Below are 14,486 nucleotides of genomic sequence, written 5' to 3' on the forward strand. Positions count from 1 at the left end.
GCAGCTGCTTGGCGAAGGCTGGGGAACGCTGTGACACCACCATGATCAGGAGCCCTTGGCGGGGACGACCTGCAGGTACACCAGCGTCAAGATGAGATTGACGAAGAAGAGCACCAGGAAGGTGATCACCACGGACTGGTTCACCGCGTCACCCACTCCTTTCGGCCCCCCTTTCGGATGCAAACCCTTGTAGGCGGCGATCACTCCCGCGATCAGCCCGAAGATGGCCGCCTTGATCTCGCCGATCCACAGGTCCGGCAGTTGGGCCAGCGCGGAGAACGAGGCCAGGTAGGAACCCGGGGTCCCGCCCTGCAGCAGCACGTTGAAACCGTAACCGCCGCAGATGCCCACGACCGACACCAGGCCGTTGAGCAACAGCGCGACCAGGATCATGCCGAGCACCCGCGGCACCACCAGCCGCTGCACCGGATCGATGCCGAGCACCTCCATCGCGTCGATCTCCTCGCGGATGGTCCGGGAGCCGAGATCGGCGGCCACGGCGGAGCCCGCCGCACCGGCGATGATCAACGCGGTCACGACGGGCGCGGCCTGCTGGACGGTAGCCAGCACGCTGGTCGCGCCGGTGAACGACTCGGCGCCGAGCTGCTTGATGAGTGAACCGGTCTGCAACGCCACGACGGCACCGAACGGGATCGCCACCAGCGCGGCGGGCAGCACCGAGACACTCGCGATGAACCACGACTGCTCGACGAACTCACGCCACTGGAACGGCCGCTGGAATGTCTTGCGCGCCACGCTGATGAGCAGCGCAAAGATATTCCCGGCCTGTGCAAACCCCGACTCGACCGGGGTGCGCAGTCGCGTCAGGGTTTGATTCACGGTGGCGTATGTTACCCGTTGGTTGGGTTGTGACGCACGGTGGTGTCGTACGCGCCGCCCTGATATTCCGGCGGGTTGCCGGTGTAGGCGGGCAGAACTTGTGTATCGCCGTTCTCTTCCATGGATTCACGGATGGCGACCTGGGCCGCATGCGGCAGGGTGTGCATGATCTCGCGCACCCGGCGACGGCGGCGCTCCACGGCCTGGCGCACGGGCATGCCGGGGTTGACCTTCACCTGCGGCGGGATGCCCTGGATCTCGTCGATCCCGTTGTCGTAGTGGCCCGCGTCGGCGAGCGCCTGCTCGCGCGCCATCTGCGCCTCGTCCTTCTCCTCGGTCATGCCGATCGGGCCGACCATGCGGCCGTTGAGGAACTGCTTGACGACCGGCTCCTCCGACGTCAGCAGCACCTCGCGCGGGCCGAACATGACCAGCTGGCGGCGGAACAGCATGCCGATGTTGTCGGGGATGGTGCGGGCCACCTGGATGTTGTGGGTCACGATCAGGATCGTGGCGTCGATCTGGGCGTTGATGTCGAGCAGCAGCTGGCTGATGTAGGTGGTGCGCACCGGGTCGAGGCCGGAGTCCGGCTCGTCGACGAGGATGATCTGCGGGTCCAGCACCAGGGCGCGGGCCAGGCCGGCGCGCTTGCGCATACCGCCGGAGATCTCGCCGGGCAGCTTGCCCTCGGCGCCGAGCAGACCGGTCAGCTCGAGCTTCTCCATGACGATCTTCTTGATCTCGGATTCGCTCTTCTTGGTGTGCTCGCGCAGCGGGAAGGCCACATTGTCGAACAGGTTCATCGAGCCGAACAGGGCGCCGTCCTGGAACAGCACGCCGAACAGCTTGCGGATCTCGTAGAGCTCCTTGTTGGAGCAGGTGGTGATGTCGGTGCCGTCGATGTAGATCGAGCCGCGCTCCGGGCGCAGCAAACCGATCAGCGACTTCAGAAATACGGACTTACCGGTACCGGAGGGGCCGAGCAGCGCACTGACTTCCCCCGGGGGCAGGGTCAGGGTGACATCCTGCCAAATACGCTGCGAACCGAAAGACTTGGTTACAGCTTCGGTCCTGACCTCGACGCCCACGCCAACCTCCACAATTCCTACTGACGAGCGCCCATTCGGCCACGCCTGCACCGTTGCAGCGCAATGTGACGCGGCACACTGGGGTGCGGCCACTGTATCGTATGCCGCTGGCCTGGGACACCCTACCTGACTCGCCAGTAGAAACTTTGTCGCACACCACCAAACAAGAGCGACGGGCGGCCCCCGCAGGGAACCGCCCGTCGCGATACGGCGTAAACCGAATTACTTGACCGAGACCTTCGCGCCGGCCTCTTCCAGCTTGGTCTTGGCGGCGTCGGCGGCCTCCTTGGCGACCTTCTCCAGGATCGGCTTCGGGGCGCCCTCGACCAGATCCTTGGCCTCCTTCAGGCCCAGGCCGGAGACGATCTCGCGCACGACCTTGATGACCTGGATCTTCTTGTCGCCGGCGCCCTCGAGGATGACGTCGAACTCGTCCTGCTCCTCGGCGGCCTCGGCCGGGGCACCGGCAGCGGCGCCACCGACGGCGGCGACGGCGACCGGAGCGGCGGCGGTGACCTCGAACTTCTCCTCGAACTTCTTCACGAAGTCCGACAGCTCGAGCAGGGTCATGTTGCCGATGGTCTCGAGCAGCTCGTCAACGTTGGCCATTGTTGTTTCCTTTCGATGGATGTCTGTGGGGTGGGGAAATGGCTTATTCGGCCGGAGCGGCCTCGGCGCCGCCTTCGGCGCGCTTCTTGTCCTCGAGCGCGGCGAACAGGCGGGCAACCTGGCCGGCGGGCGCGGCGAACAGCCCGGCCGCCTTGGTCATGTTGCCCTTCATGGCACCGGCCAGCTTGGACAGCAGGACCTCGCGGGACTCCAGGTCGGCGATGCGCTCGACCTCGGACACGGACAGCGCGGCGCCGTCCATGTAGCCGCCCTTGATGACCAGGGCCTTGTTGTCCTTGGCGAAGGTCTTCAGCGCCTTCGCGGCCTCGACCGGCTCGCCCTTGATGAAGGTGATGGCGGTCGGGCCGACGAACAAGTCATCCAGGCCTTCCACGCCCGCCTCGGCGGCGGCACGCTTGACCAGGGTGTTCTTGGCGACGGTATAGGTCGCACCAGCGCCCAGCGCTCGGCGCAGCTCGGTGAGCTTGCCGACCGACAGACCACGGTATTCCGTGATCACAGTGGCGGTCGATTCCTTGAAATGCTCGGTGATCTGGTCGACCTGGGTGTGCTTCCACTGAATTGCCATACATCGCCTCCTCTCTGGATGTCGGTTCTCATGTACTACCGATTCCGGTGGAGACGCCCCGGCGACAAAGCTGACGCCCCGGACGCAGAGTGTCCCGGGGCGCAGAAGAATCAGCGCAGACTCACGCCGAATACTCGGACTCGGCGGGACTGCGGGTTCCGTCCTCGGTTCTCCCTGCGTGGGCCGCCGGCAATATCGCCGGACCTTCGACTGCCTCGCGGCAGCGACCAACGGTCTTCGGTAGAACTATTGGGGTGGCCATCGAACAGGTCGACGACCGCAGTACAGAATAGCGGACCCCTCCCCCATCTGCCAAAACGCCCCGGCGAAGAGCATGCCGGGGAACGATGGGCGACGCGACGCCGCAGAACGATAGCGACGCGACGCCGGGAACGATAGCGACGCGACGCCGGGGAACGATGGGCGACGCGACCCCGGGAACGATGGGCGACGCGACCCCGGGAACGATGGGCGACGCGACCCCGGGAACGATGGGCGATGCGACGCCGCGGAACGATAGCGACGCGACGCCGCGGAACGATGGGCGGCGCGATGCCGGGAACGATGGGCGGCGGGATTCCGGGGCGAAATACGAAGGGCCGGTACGAATCTCGTACCGGCCCTTCGTTAAACCTCTTGCGCTACTACGCGTCCTCTTCGGTGAGGTTGCGGGTGCGGTTCGGGTCCACCGGGATGCCCGGGCCGGTGTTCGTCGAAATCGTCACCTTCTTGACGTAGCGGCCCTTCGCGGTCGAGGGCTTCAGGCGGAGGATCTCCTCCAGCGCGGCGCTGTAGTTCTCCACCAGGTTCTTCTCGTCGAAGGAGGCCTTGCCGATCACGAAGTGCAGGTTGGCCTGCTTGTCGACGCGGAAGTTGATCTTGCCGCCCTTGATGTCGTTGACGGCCTTGGTCACGTCGGTGGTGACCGTGCCCGTCTTCGGGTTCGGCATCAGGCCGCGGGGGCCCAGCACGCGCGCGATGCGGCCGACCTTGGCCATCTGGTCGGGGGTGGCGATCGCGGCGTCGAAGTCCAGCCAACCACCCTGGATCCGCTCGATCAGATCCTCGGCGCCCACGGCGTCGGCGCCGGCGGCCTCGGCCTCGGCGGCCTTCTCACCGGCGGCGAACACGATGACGCGGGCGGTCTTACCGGTGCCGTGCGGCAGGTTGACGGTGCCGCGGACCATCTGGTCGGCCTTGCGGGGATCGACACCCAGACGGACGGCAACCTCGACGGTCGCGTCGGTCTTCTTGGTGGAGGTGTCCTTCGCCAGCCGGGTGGCGGCCAGCGGGGAGTACAGCTGAGCGCGGTCGACCTTGGCGGCCGCCTCGAGATAAGCCTTGCTTCGTTTTGCCATGATTCTCTGTCCTGTTCGTAGTTCAGACGTGGTTTACGGGACTGGCCGTCCCTCCCACATGAGCTCTTACTCGGAGATGGTGATACCCATCGAGCGAGCGGTGCCCGCGATGATCTTCGCCGCCTGATCGATGTCGTTGGCGTTCAGATCTTCTTGCTTGGTCTTCGCGATTTCCTTGATCTGGTCCATCGTGACCGTGGCGACCTTGTTGCGGTGCGGCTCGGGCGAACCCTTCTGCACACCGGCGGCCTTCAGCAGCAGCTTGGCGGCGGGCGGAGTCTTCAGCTTGAAGTCGAACGAGCGGTCCTCGTAGACCGTGATCTCGACCGGAATGACGTTGCCACGCTGCGACTCGGTCGCGGCGTTGTACGCCTTGCAGAACTCCATGATGTTGACGCCGTGCTGACCCAGCGCGGGACCCACGGGCGGGGCGGGGTTGGCCGCACCGGCCTGGATCTGGAGCTTGATGAGCCCAGCGACCTTCTTCTTCTTGGGGGGCATCTTTCTTCCTTGGTTGGTTTCTTGCCTTATTGCAAGTCTCAGAGTTTCGCGACCTGGGTGAAGGCCAGCTCCACCGGGGTCTCGCGACCGAAGATCGACACCAGCACCTTGAGCTTCTGCTGCTCGGCGTTGATCTCGGAGATGCTGGCCGGCAGCGTCGCGAACGGGCCGTCCATCACGGTCACCGACTCGCCGACCTCGAAGTCGACCTCGAGGGCCGGCTTCGGCGCGGCCTCGCCGGCACCGCTCTCCGCGGTCGCCGCGGCGCTCGCGGCGGCGGGCTTCTTCTGCTGCTGCTCGGCGGGGACCAGGAACTTCACCACGTCGTTGATCGACAGCGGCGACGGCCGGGAGGTGGCGCCGACGAAACCGGTGACGCCCGGGGTGTTGCGCACCGCGCCCCACGACTCGTCGTTGAGGTCCATCCGGACCAGGATGTAACCCGGCAGGATCTTCTGCTGAACCGTCTTGCGCTGGTTGTTCTTGAACTGCGTGACCTGCTCGGTCGGCACCTCGACCTGGAAGATGTAGTCCTCCAGGCCCAGGTTCTGCACGCGGGTCTCGAGGTTGGCCTTCACCTTGTTCTCGTAGCCCGCGTAGGAGTGGACGACATACCAGTCGCCGGGAGCGCGCCGCAGTGCGGCCTTCATCTCCGCGACCGGATCGGCGGGCTCCTCCGCTGCGGGCTCCGCGTCCGGATCCGACGGTGTGTCCGCGGACTCTGCGGGCGCGTCTGTGGGCTCCGCGGTCGGCGCGGAGTCCGCCGAGTCCTCCACGGTCTGCTCGGCGGCGGACTGCTCCGCCGCGTCGTCGACCGGGAACTCTTCGGTTGTGCCGTTCTCCGGGGTGCTCACTGGGCACTCGCTTCCTGTGTCGTCACTAACTTCCTCTGCGTGCCGGAAGGCATCCGGCGGATGGCGCCGCCCTGCCCGGCCGAAATCCGGCCTGCTCCGGGACGGTTACCAGCGCGGGGTCAGCTAGCCGAACAGCCAGTCGACACCCTTGATGAACGCCAGATCCATCCCGTAGATGTACGCGACCAGCACGACCACGAACACCAAGACCACGCTCGTATAGGTGACCATCTGCTTGCGGTTGGGCCAGATCACCTTGCGCAGTTCCGCGATTACCTCGCGCAGGAACTTCACCAGGCGCTTGAACGGATTCGCCGAACCGCGCGCGGACTTCTTGTCTGCCTTGGACGCCTTCGCCGATACCGAGGCGCCGCCTGCCCGCTCGATGGTGGCGATGGCACCCGTATCGGTCGGCGAGGATGCTCCGCGAGCACGCCGAGACGACCGCTTGCCGCTCGGCCGACTCACCGCGGTGTCATCGTCATCGGACGCATCCGCGTCGTGGCGACGGTCCCGCTGCTCGCTCACGTCGATCCTCTCTCGTCGCTGGCATGCTGGTCCTTTCGAGCGACCTGCAAGCAGTCACTACGGAAGGCAGGGGCGACAGGACTTGAACCTGCAACCTGCGGTTTTGGAGACCGCTGCTCTGCCAATTGAGCTACGCCCCTTCGGCTGGACGTTATCCAGCACCGTTTCTATTCAGTTGTACCTGGCCTGTCACACGACACGCGCGCCACTCCGGCGACGGCGGCCCCGACGGTTTCCCGTCCGGAACCAGCCCCTTCAGAGCAGCGCGCAGCGGCTGGCGACCCCAGAATCCCGAGTGTACGTTACCGGCACTGCGGGCCGCCAATCGGGTCCGGCCGCCTCACACCAGTTGCACCGTGGCGGTGGCGCGCCCGAAGATCTTACGCCCCTCGGACTTCGCGACGATCGCCACGACGGCCGTGCGGGTCTCCGGATCCATCGACTTGACCTTGCCGGTGTACTCGATCTCGGCCGGGCGGTCGGCGGGCACGTAGACCGGGCTGGTGAACCGGACGTTGTACTCCTTGACCGCGCCCGGATCGCCCAGCCAGGAGGTGACGAAGCCGCCGCCCAGGCCCATCGTGAGCATGCCGTGCGCCACCACGTTGTCCAGGCCGACGAGTTCGACCACGTCGTCGCTCCAGTGGATCGGGTTGGCGTCGCCGGAAACGCCGGCGTAGTTGACCAGGTCGCCGCGGGTGAGGCGGACGGTGCGCGAGGGCAGCTCGTCGCCGATGGCGACGTCGTCGAATCGGATCGCGTGCTTGCTGGGGGCCGCGGCGGGAACCGTGCCGGCCGGAGCCGGCGCCGCGGCCGTCGACGCGGCGGTGCGCGGATGGTGGCCGGGCGCCTCCCCGATGCCGTGCATGAGCACATTGCGGACGGCGTCACCGATGTTCGGATCGATCTCGGCGCCGCTGCGGCCGACCAGGGTGGTGTAGGTGGTGAGCACCAGCTCGTCGTTCTGGGCCGTGACGATGTTCTTGGTCACGATCATGTCGGCGCCGCCCGGGGCCTGCCGGAACGAGTGCAGGTGCACGTCGCAGATGAGCTGGTCGCCGACCCGGATCGGGCGGTGGAACTCCAGGATCTGATCGGTCTGCATGATCTGGCTCAGGTCGTAGCCGGTGACGACCTGCTCGAACAGCTTGCTCTGCGCCAGGATTCCGACCAGGGAGATGAACGTCAGCGGCGCGACGAGGCTGTCGTGGCCGTACTCCTGGGCGACGTCCTCGTCCCAGTGCACCGGGTGGTAGTCCTGCACGGCGCGCGCGTACTCGCGCACCTTCTCGCGGCCGACCTCGTAGTAGTCGTCGACGCGGTAGTGATGACCGACCATCGCCGCCGCGTGGGCCGCCGGATCTAACGACTTACCGTTCGAATCGGCGAGCTGGTCCATCTCGACTTCGGTACCGGTGTTGATTGTCACGGAAGGCTGTCCCTATCTGACCCCGCTACCGGGAGTCGGCGGAGCGCTCACTACCGCACTTACACCAAGTGCCGGAGCGGGTGAATCCTGCTCCGGCACTTTAGACCAACGCGGCAGCGTGCACGCGTGGAGAAACTAGCGAGACTCGCGGTGGGCCCGATGAGTGCCGCAGTTCGGGCAGAACTTCTTCAGCTCGAGGCGGTCCGGGTCGTTGCGCCGGTTCTTCTTGGTGATGTAGTTGCGGTGCTTGCACTCTTCGCAGGCCAAGGTGATCTTTGGCCGGACATCGGTGGACTTCGCGGCCACGATATGCCTTCTTTCCGGTCAACCTACAAGAGGAGTTGAACAGTATGGGTAGCGATGGCCGGACTCGAACCGGCGACACAACGATTATGAGTCGTTTGCTCTACCGCCTGAGCTACACCGCCATATGCGCGGTAATGCGGAGGTGTTGCCCGGCTCTCGGTTCTACGCCTTCAGAGTGCCGAGTCGGTCACCACCGGCAATCCGGCGAGCCCCCTAACGGAATCGAACCGTTGACCTTTTCCTTACCATGGAAACGCTCTGCCGACTGAGCTAAGGGGGCACAGCTACTCACGCTCCCGTGTCGATCGCTCGCACCGGGGGCGCCGAAGCCTTGAACGAGGTTACACACCCGACCGCGTGGTTACCAAACCGGCTGTTCAGGGCAGTTTTGAGGAACCGAGCAACAGTGAACGGCCTTCGGTTCAGCGACTACACCTCAGAAAGGGGGTCCGGTGGGCGAAGCCCGAACATGACTCAGGCCCTCCCTGAGTAAGGGAGGGCCTGAGGGGGTGGCGGATGAAGGATTCGAACCTCCGAAGCTTTCGCGGCTGATTTACAGTCAGCTCCCTTTGGCCGCTCGGGCAATCCGCCAGGCATGCGCTGTCACAGCGCGCTGAGAAGAATACAACGAGCCTGGCCCTCCCATGCAAACCGGCTGGCCAAGCCCGTGTGCGGCGGACTAGCTTCGAGGCTCCGGGGTACGTAGGGTCCCGACAGTCCGGCAACGATCTCAGACAGGAGCGCAGGGTGGCCGATTCGTCATTCGATGTCGTGAGCAAGGTCGACCGACAGGAGGTCGACAACGCGCTGAATCAGGCGGCGAAGGAGCTCAGCACCCGGTATGACTTCCGCGGCACCGGCGCGGGCATCGAGTGGTCCGGCGAGGAGAAGATCGTCGTGCAGGCCGATTCGGAGGACCGGGTCAAGGCCGCGCTGGAGGTCTTCAAGGAGAAGCTGATCCGCCGCGACATCTCGCTGAAGGCCTTCGACGCCGGGGAGCCGCAGGCCTCCGGAAAGGTGTACAAGATCACAGGCACCCTGGTGCAGGGCATCTCGACGGAGAATGCGAAGAAGATCGCCAAGAAGATCCGCGACGAGGGCCCCAAGGGCGTCAAGGCCCAGATCCAGGGCGACGAGCTGCGCGTGAGCGGCAAGAAGCGCGACGATCTGCAGGCGGTTATCGCGCTGCTCGGGAAGGCGGACCTGGATGTCGCGCTGCAGTTCGTGAATTACCGGTAGAACCCGGCCCACAGCATACCGGCAATGCGGGCGAGGCTCAGCGACCCGCCATCTGCTCCAGGCGGGAGATGCGCTCGTCCATCGGTGGGTGGGTCGAGAACCAGCGGGCCATGCGGTCTCCGGCGCGGAACGGGTTGGCGATCATCAGGTGCGACTGGGAGGTCAGTTGCGGCTCCGGCGGCAGGGGGGCCGCCTGGGTGCCGCGCTCCAGCTTGCGCAGCGCCGAGGCCAGGGCCAGCGGGTCGCCGGTCAGGGCGGCGCCGTCCTGGTCGGCCTGGTACTCGCGGGAGCGCGAGACCGCCAGCTTGATGAGCGTCGCCGCGATCGGACCGAGCAGCGAGACCAGCAGCACGCCGAAGACGTTCGGGCCCTCGCCGTCGCGGTTGCCGCCGAACATGCTCGCGAAGAAGGCCAGGTTGGCCAGGCCGGAGATGACCGCGGCGAGCGCGCCCGCGACCGACGAGATCAGGATGTCGCGGTTGTAGACGTGGGACAGCTCGTGCCCCAGTACCGCCCGCAGCTCCCGTTCGTCGAGGATCTGCAGGATGCCGCTGGTGCAGCAGACCGCCGCGTGCCGCGGATCGCGGCCGGTGGCGAACGCGTTGGGGGCGTTGGTCGGGCTGATGTACAGCCGCGGCATGGGCTGGCGCGCCGCGGTCGCCAGTTCGCGCACGATCTTGTAGATCACCGGCGCCTCCAGCTCGGAGACCGGCTGCGCGTGCATCGCCTTGAGCGCCAGCTTGTCGCTGTTGAAATAGGCGTAGGCATTCATCCCCACGGCCAGCAGGATCGCGATCACCAGGATGGTCGGACTACGGAACATCGCCCCGGCGAACACGATCAACGCCGACATCCCGACCATCAGGCCGAACGTCTTCAGACCGTTCCCGAAACCACCGTGCCCGTGCATCGCACTCCTTTACGCCCCCGTCCAGATAGCGTTACACCAGGTCAACGATAGAAGCCGCGATAAAGGTTCCTGGTTGAGATGTGAGGTTGCATTCAGCCGACGCGCTCGATGGTGTAGCGGACCAGGCGCTCCAGGGCCTCGTTGGCGGGGCCGCCGGGCAGCGCCGACAGTTCGGCGTGGGCTATGTCGGCGTACCCCTGCAGCTTCTCCTTCGCCAGCACCATGCCGCGCGAGCGGGACAGCAGGTCCAGGGCCTCGGTGACCTCGGCGTCGAACTCCAGCGGGCGGGCCAGCAGCTTGCGCAGCCGGTCGCCCTCGTCGCCCTCGTCGCGCAGCGCGTACAGCACCGGCAGCGTGTGCACGCCCTCGCGCAGGTCGGTGCCCGGCGTCTTGCCGGACTGCTCGGAGACCGAGGAGATGTCGATGATGTCGTCGGAGATCTGGAAGGCGGTGCCCACCGCGTCACCGAGTCGCGCCAGCCGCTCCACATGCTCGGGATCGGCGCCGGAGAAGGCGCCGCCGAACCGGCCCGAGGCCGCGATCAGCGATCCGGTCTTCTCCCACACAACCCGCAGATAGTGCTCGACCGGGTCCTGGGATTGCCTGGCGCCCAAGGTTTCTCGCATCTGGCCGGTCACCAGTTCGGCGAACGTCTCGGCGATGATGCGCACCGCGTCGGGACCCAGCGTGGACACCAGCCGGGAGGCGTGGGCGAACAGGTAGTCGCCCGCGAGGATCGCGATGCTGTTTCCCCAGCGGGAATTCACGCTCGGGGCGCCGCGCCGCATCGACGCCTCGTCCATCACGTCGTCGTGGTAGAGCGTGGCCAGGTGCACCAGCTCGATGACGGTCCCGGCGGTGACCAGGTCCGGATCGGTCGGGCGCGGGCCCAGTTGCCCGGTGAGGATGGTGAACAGCGGGCGGAAACGTTTGCCACCGGCCTTGGCCAGGTGTAGCGCCGCCTCCTGCAGGAACTCCTCGCCGTCGGACAGCTCGCTGATCAGCAGCTTCTCGACCTCGTCCAGACCGCTGCGCACGGTCGAGGCGAGCTCGGAATCGCCGAGGTCCACCCCGGCGACCACGGTGGTCTCATCGCTGACAGCCGATGCGCTCATGCCATCTCCCAAAGCCGGTTCCGTCCCCACACCCAAGAACCTAGCGTGTCGGGGATGACCTGCCCATGAACGGAGTCACTCTGGGACTGATCAGACAGTCGGAACGGCAACCTGCGATGCGCATCGACGCGTCTCAGCCAGCATTTCCGCTCGCGCGAGCCGCCCGAACCGGCGGCACCGTCGACACTCCCGGACCGGTGCTGCGAGTATTGAGCCCATGGGTGCAGCGGATGCCAGTACCGCGAGCGGTGATTCAGCAGCGGACGCGCGGGGGCGCTCCCCGGACGCGTTGCCCCGGCATGCCGACGTGCTGGTGGTCGGCGCGGGTCCGGCGGGGTCGGCGGCGGCCGCCTGGGCGGCGCGGTCCGGACGCGACGTACTGCTGATCGACGCCGCGGTGTTCCCGCGCGACAAGACCTGCGGGGACGGTCTGACGCCGCGGGCGACGGCCGAGATGGAACACCTGGGATTGGGCGAATGGGTGCGCGCGCACACGGTCAATCGCGGGCTGCGGATGACCGGATTCGGCCGCGAGGCCCTGCTGACCTGGCCGGACGGCTCGTTTCCGAGCTACGGAAGTGCCGTCGCCCGAACCGAACTCGACGACAAGCTGCGCGAGACCGCGGTGAAGTGGGGTGCCCGGATGGTCGACGGGGTGCGCGTGGTCGACGTGGCGCGCGCCGGGGACCGGGTCACGGGCGTCACCGTGCGCACCGATGCGGGCGCCCGCGAGATCGGCTGCCGGATCCTGATCGTGGCCGACGGGGTCCGCTCCCCCGTCGGCAAGCTGTTGGGACGCACCTGGCATCGCCGATTCGCCTACGGCGTCGCCGCCCGCGCGTACATCAAGTCGGCCCGCAGCGACGACGAATGGATCACCTCCCATCTGGAACTGCGCGACGCCGAGAACACCCTGGTGCCCGGGTACGGATGGGTGTTCCCGCTCGGCAACGGGGAGGTCAATATCGGTGTCGGGTCGCTGGCCACCGAGCGGCGGCCCTCGCGCGTCGCGCTGAAACCGCTGCTGCAACATTATGTTTCGCTGCGGCGCGCGGAGTGGGAGTTCGAGGGCGAGACCCGCGCGGTGGCCTCTGCGCTGCTGCCGATGGGCGGCGCGGTGTCGACGGTCGCCGGTCGCAACTGGGCGCTGGTGGGCGATGCCGCCGGTTGCGTGAACCCGCTCAACGGCGAGGGCATCGACTACGGCCTGGAGGGCGGGCACCTGCTGGCCGGGCTGCTCGACGAGCCGGACCTGACCACCCTGTGGCCGGATCTGCTGCGGGCCCGCTACGGCCGCACGTTCTCGGTCGCGCGCCGGATCGCCGCGCTGGCCACCCATCCGCGCATGGTGCCGACCGGCGGCCCGCCGGTCATGCGGTCGAAGTACCTGCAGCGCACCGCGGTCCGGGTGATGGGCAACCTGGTCACCGAGGAGGACGCCGATCTCACCGCGCGGGCGTGGCGGGCGGCGGGCCGGGCCTCGATGCGCGCCGACGAGTTGCCGCCCTTCACCTGACGGATGCGTGCCGACCAGCGGATTCCGCACACGGGGGCGAAATCTGTCGGCACCTCGAGGGATGATCGAACAGTGACCGATCGTCGGCATTCGGAGACGCCGCCGCTGGATCTGCTGCCGCATCTGCGGCGGGCGCGCGACCTGGCGGACCGCAACTATGCCGAGCCGCTGGATCTGGAGGCGCTGGCCACCGCGGCCGGGGTGTCGAAGTACTACTTCCTGCGCAGTTTCGCGGCCACCTACGGCAAGACCCCGGCGCTGTATCTGGCCGAGCGGCGCATCGAGCGTGCCCAGGACCTGCTGCGCGCCACCAATGTCACCGTCACCGAGGCCTGCATGCTGGTCGGATACACCAGCCTGGGCTCGTTCAGCCGCAAATTCACCGAGCTGGTGGGCATGTCCCCCTCGGCCTACCAGGCCAAGTTCGCCGCAGCGGGCGCACCCCGAATTCCGGGCTGCTACGTCTTCATGCACGGGTTGTCGGACCGCAAGTTCCCGGATTGAGCAATTTCGGAGAAGCGCCCGCCGCATGCCTTCCATAGCCTTACCGCATGGCAACCATCAAGAACGTTTCGCTGGTCACCGTGTACGTGACCGATCAGACCGCGGCCAAGCAGTGGTACATCGACAAGCTGGGATTCGTGGAGTCCGCCGATGTGTCCATGGGCGACAGCGGCTTTCGCTGGGTCACCGTGACGCAGCCGGAGCATCCGGAGTTGGAGGTGACGCTCATGGTGCCGGGCCCGCCGCTGGACGAGACCATGGCCGATGCCATCCGCCGATCGCTCGGCAACGGCACCATGGGCGCGCTCGGCCTGAACACCGACGACTGTCAAAAGGCCTATGAGGAGTTGTCGGCCAAGGGCGTGGAATTCGTGCAGCCGCCGTCCGAGCGTCCCTACGGAGTCGAGGCGGTCATGCGTGACAACTCCGGGAACTGGCTGGTGCTGGTGGAGAAGCGGGAGTTCGATCCCGCGGCGGTGGATTGGTCCCAGGAGTAGGACCCGTGCGGGCCGCGAGCTTCCGCGGGCGATGCCAGCAGCGAGGTTCGCGGCCCTGTTCGTAGGTGCGCTCAGGCGTCGGTCTTGGCTCCGAGCCACTGCTCGATGAACTTGCGCTCGCTGTTGACCACCCGCTGCTGCAGCTGCTCGGCCAGCGGTTCGATGGCGCCGCCGACCAGCGGAACCTTGACCGATACCGTGCCGGAGACCTCGATCTGCGAGCCCTCCGCGGTGGGCCGCAGCTCGTAGGCGCCCGCCATCTCGGTGGTGACGCCCTTCGAGGCGCCGGTGAAGCTGCCCTTGGCGGTGTCGCCCTCGAGCGGGCCCCAGTTGTCGATGCGCTCGAGCTCGAGCTCGCTCTTGAGGACCTTGCGGACGATGGCCGGAATCTTGTCCTGACGTGCGCGTTCGGTCATGTGCACGCGGATGGTGCCCGGACCGTCGGGGTGGGACAGGTCCAGTGTGGCGGTCTCGGCGCCGTCGAACCTGGCCTGCCACATCTCGTCGCTGGTGATCGCCCGGTGAAGCTCTTCTACCGGAACGCTGTAGGACACGGTGAAGCTGAATTTACGGGACATGGGGCACACGCTATCCGAGCCATGC

Annotated in this window: 17 protein-coding genes and 4 tRNA genes; 4 read left to right on the top strand and 17 right to left on the bottom strand. The window is 66.8% G+C overall.

Annotated elements, in window-relative coordinates; genetic code table 11:
- Positions 1-45: 45 nt before the first annotated feature.
- From ACYVLQ_RS30755 to ACYVLQ_RS30820, 14 genes are all read right to left on the bottom strand, one after another.
- Positions 46-840 (bottom strand): MlaE family ABC transporter permease, encoded by a 795-nt coding sequence (locus tag ACYVLQ_RS30755; protein ID WP_068028008.1) that lies wholly within the window; start codon positions 838-840, stop codon positions 46-48.
- A gap of 11 nt (positions 841-851) precedes the next feature.
- Positions 852-1,928 carry an ABC transporter ATP-binding protein gene (locus tag ACYVLQ_RS30760; protein WP_460701043.1) on the bottom strand — a complete coding sequence of 359 codons (1,077 nt, stop codon included), beginning with the start codon at positions 1,926-1,928 and terminating at the stop codon, positions 852-854.
- A 222-nt stretch (positions 1,929-2,150) separates the two neighbouring features.
- The gene (gene rplL, locus ACYVLQ_RS30765; RefSeq protein WP_460701044.1) at positions 2,151-2,537 is read right to left on the bottom strand and encodes a 50S ribosomal protein L7/L12; all 387 of its coding nucleotides are present in this window, start codon (positions 2,535-2,537) and stop codon (positions 2,151-2,153) included.
- A 43-nt stretch (positions 2,538-2,580) separates the two neighbouring features.
- Entirely contained in the window at positions 2,581-3,126 is a 546-nt protein-coding gene (gene rplJ, locus ACYVLQ_RS30770; RefSeq protein ID WP_460701045.1) for a 50S ribosomal protein L10, read from the bottom strand.
- A gap of 644 nt (positions 3,127-3,770) precedes the next feature.
- Positions 3,771-4,484 (bottom strand): 50S ribosomal protein L1, encoded by a 714-nt coding sequence (rplA, locus tag ACYVLQ_RS30775; protein ID WP_460701046.1) that lies wholly within the window; start codon positions 4,482-4,484, stop codon positions 3,771-3,773.
- Between the two features lie 66 nt (positions 4,485-4,550).
- Positions 4,551-4,985: a 50S ribosomal protein L11 gene (rplK, locus tag ACYVLQ_RS30780; RefSeq protein ID WP_460701047.1), complete on the bottom strand. Its 435-nt coding sequence runs from the start codon at positions 4,983-4,985 to the stop codon at positions 4,551-4,553.
- A gap of 38 nt (positions 4,986-5,023) precedes the next feature.
- The gene (gene nusG / locus ACYVLQ_RS30785) at positions 5,024-5,839 is read right to left on the bottom strand and encodes a transcription termination/antitermination protein NusG (protein WP_460701048.1); all 816 of its coding nucleotides are present in this window, start codon (positions 5,837-5,839) and stop codon (positions 5,024-5,026) included.
- A gap of 123 nt (positions 5,840-5,962) precedes the next feature.
- Positions 5,963-6,367 carry a preprotein translocase subunit SecE gene (secE, locus tag ACYVLQ_RS30790; RefSeq protein ID WP_460701049.1) on the bottom strand — a complete coding sequence of 135 codons (405 nt, stop codon included), beginning with the start codon at positions 6,365-6,367 and terminating at the stop codon, positions 5,963-5,965.
- Between the two features lie 67 nt (positions 6,368-6,434).
- Positions 6,435-6,507, bottom strand: a tRNA-Trp gene (locus tag ACYVLQ_RS30795).
- Positions 6,508-6,707: 200 nt separating this feature from the next.
- The gene (locus tag ACYVLQ_RS30800) at positions 6,708-7,766 is read right to left on the bottom strand and encodes a fused (3R)-hydroxyacyl-ACP dehydratase subunits HadA/HadB (RefSeq protein WP_460701219.1); all 1,059 of its coding nucleotides are present in this window, start codon (positions 7,764-7,766) and stop codon (positions 6,708-6,710) included.
- A gap of 165 nt (positions 7,767-7,931) precedes the next feature.
- Complete coding sequence (gene rpmG / locus ACYVLQ_RS30805; protein ID WP_019049401.1) at positions 7,932-8,102, bottom strand: 50S ribosomal protein L33; 171 nt, start codon at positions 8,100-8,102, stop codon at positions 7,932-7,934.
- Between the two features lie 49 nt (positions 8,103-8,151).
- Positions 8,152-8,224, bottom strand: a tRNA-Met gene (locus ACYVLQ_RS30810).
- Between the two features lie 85 nt (positions 8,225-8,309).
- Positions 8,310-8,382, bottom strand: a tRNA-Thr gene (locus tag ACYVLQ_RS30815).
- Between the two features lie 230 nt (positions 8,383-8,612).
- Positions 8,613-8,693, bottom strand: a tRNA-Tyr gene (locus ACYVLQ_RS30820).
- A 156-nt stretch (positions 8,694-8,849) separates the two neighbouring features.
- Between ACYVLQ_RS30820 and ACYVLQ_RS30825 the strand changes: the two genes are divergently transcribed.
- Positions 8,850-9,341, top strand: coding sequence for a YajQ family cyclic di-GMP-binding protein (locus tag ACYVLQ_RS30825; RefSeq protein WP_460701050.1), 492 nt, complete (start codon positions 8,850-8,852; stop codon positions 9,339-9,341).
- 37 nt (positions 9,342-9,378) lie between these two features.
- Here ACYVLQ_RS30825 and htpX read toward each other — a convergent pair whose 3' ends face one another.
- Positions 9,379-10,251 carry a zinc metalloprotease HtpX gene (htpX, locus tag ACYVLQ_RS30830; RefSeq protein ID WP_460701051.1) on the bottom strand — a complete coding sequence of 291 codons (873 nt, stop codon included), beginning with the start codon at positions 10,249-10,251 and terminating at the stop codon, positions 9,379-9,381.
- A 92-nt stretch (positions 10,252-10,343) separates the two neighbouring features.
- Entirely contained in the window at positions 10,344-11,366 is a 1,023-nt protein-coding gene (locus tag ACYVLQ_RS30835) for a polyprenyl synthetase family protein (protein WP_460701052.1), read from the bottom strand.
- 217 nt (positions 11,367-11,583) lie between these two features.
- On the opposite strand from ACYVLQ_RS30835, the gene ACYVLQ_RS30840 reads away from it, so the two are divergent.
- The 3 genes from ACYVLQ_RS30840 (at position 11,584) to ACYVLQ_RS30850 (ending at position 13,883) form a co-directional block, all read left to right on the top strand.
- The gene (locus ACYVLQ_RS30840; RefSeq protein WP_460701053.1) at positions 11,584-12,882 is read left to right on the top strand and encodes a geranylgeranyl reductase family protein; all 1,299 of its coding nucleotides are present in this window, start codon (positions 11,584-11,586) and stop codon (positions 12,880-12,882) included.
- Between the two features lie 72 nt (positions 12,883-12,954).
- Positions 12,955-13,386, top strand: coding sequence for a helix-turn-helix domain-containing protein (locus ACYVLQ_RS30845; RefSeq protein WP_460701054.1), 432 nt, complete (start codon positions 12,955-12,957; stop codon positions 13,384-13,386).
- Positions 13,387-13,433: 47 nt separating this feature from the next.
- Positions 13,434-13,883 (top strand): VOC family protein, encoded by a 450-nt coding sequence (locus ACYVLQ_RS30850; protein ID WP_460701055.1) that lies wholly within the window; start codon positions 13,434-13,436, stop codon positions 13,881-13,883.
- Positions 13,884-13,954: 71 nt separating this feature from the next.
- Here ACYVLQ_RS30850 and ACYVLQ_RS30855 read toward each other — a convergent pair whose 3' ends face one another.
- The gene (locus ACYVLQ_RS30855; RefSeq protein ID WP_460701056.1) at positions 13,955-14,461 is read right to left on the bottom strand and encodes a DUF2505 domain-containing protein; all 507 of its coding nucleotides are present in this window, start codon (positions 14,459-14,461) and stop codon (positions 13,955-13,957) included.
- Positions 14,462-14,486 lie beyond the last annotated feature (25 nt).

This window comes from Nocardia thraciensis, assembly GCF_054782435.1.

Coding starts and splice junctions, on each gene's coding strand:
- rplJ (WP_460701045.1), bottom strand. CDS start 3,126: ATGGCAATTCAGTGGAAGCACACCCAGGTCGACCAGATCACCGAGCAT.
- rplL (WP_460701044.1), bottom strand. CDS start 2,537: ATGGCCAACGTTGACGAGCTGCTCGAGACCATCGGCAACATGACCCTG.
- htpX (WP_460701051.1), bottom strand. CDS start 10,251: ATGCACGGGCACGGTGGTTTCGGGAACGGTCTGAAGACGTTCGGCCTG.
- ACYVLQ_RS30840 (WP_460701053.1), top strand. CDS start 11,584: ATGGGTGCAGCGGATGCCAGTACCGCGAGCGGTGATTCAGCAGCGGAC.
- ACYVLQ_RS30835 (WP_460701052.1), bottom strand. CDS start 11,366: ATGAGCGCATCGGCTGTCAGCGATGAGACCACCGTGGTCGCCGGGGTG.
- ACYVLQ_RS30850 (WP_460701055.1), top strand. CDS start 13,434: ATGGCAACCATCAAGAACGTTTCGCTGGTCACCGTGTACGTGACCGAT.
- ACYVLQ_RS30800 (WP_460701219.1), bottom strand. CDS start 7,766: ATGGACCAGCTCGCCGATTCGAACGGTAAGTCGTTAGATCCGGCGGCC.
- ACYVLQ_RS30855 (WP_460701056.1), bottom strand. CDS start 14,461: ATGTCCCGTAAATTCAGCTTCACCGTGTCCTACAGCGTTCCGGTAGAA.
- rplK (WP_460701047.1), bottom strand. CDS start 4,985: ATGCCCCCCAAGAAGAAGAAGGTCGCTGGGCTCATCAAGCTCCAGATC.
- rplA (WP_460701046.1), bottom strand. CDS start 4,484: ATGGCAAAACGAAGCAAGGCTTATCTCGAGGCGGCCGCCAAGGTCGAC.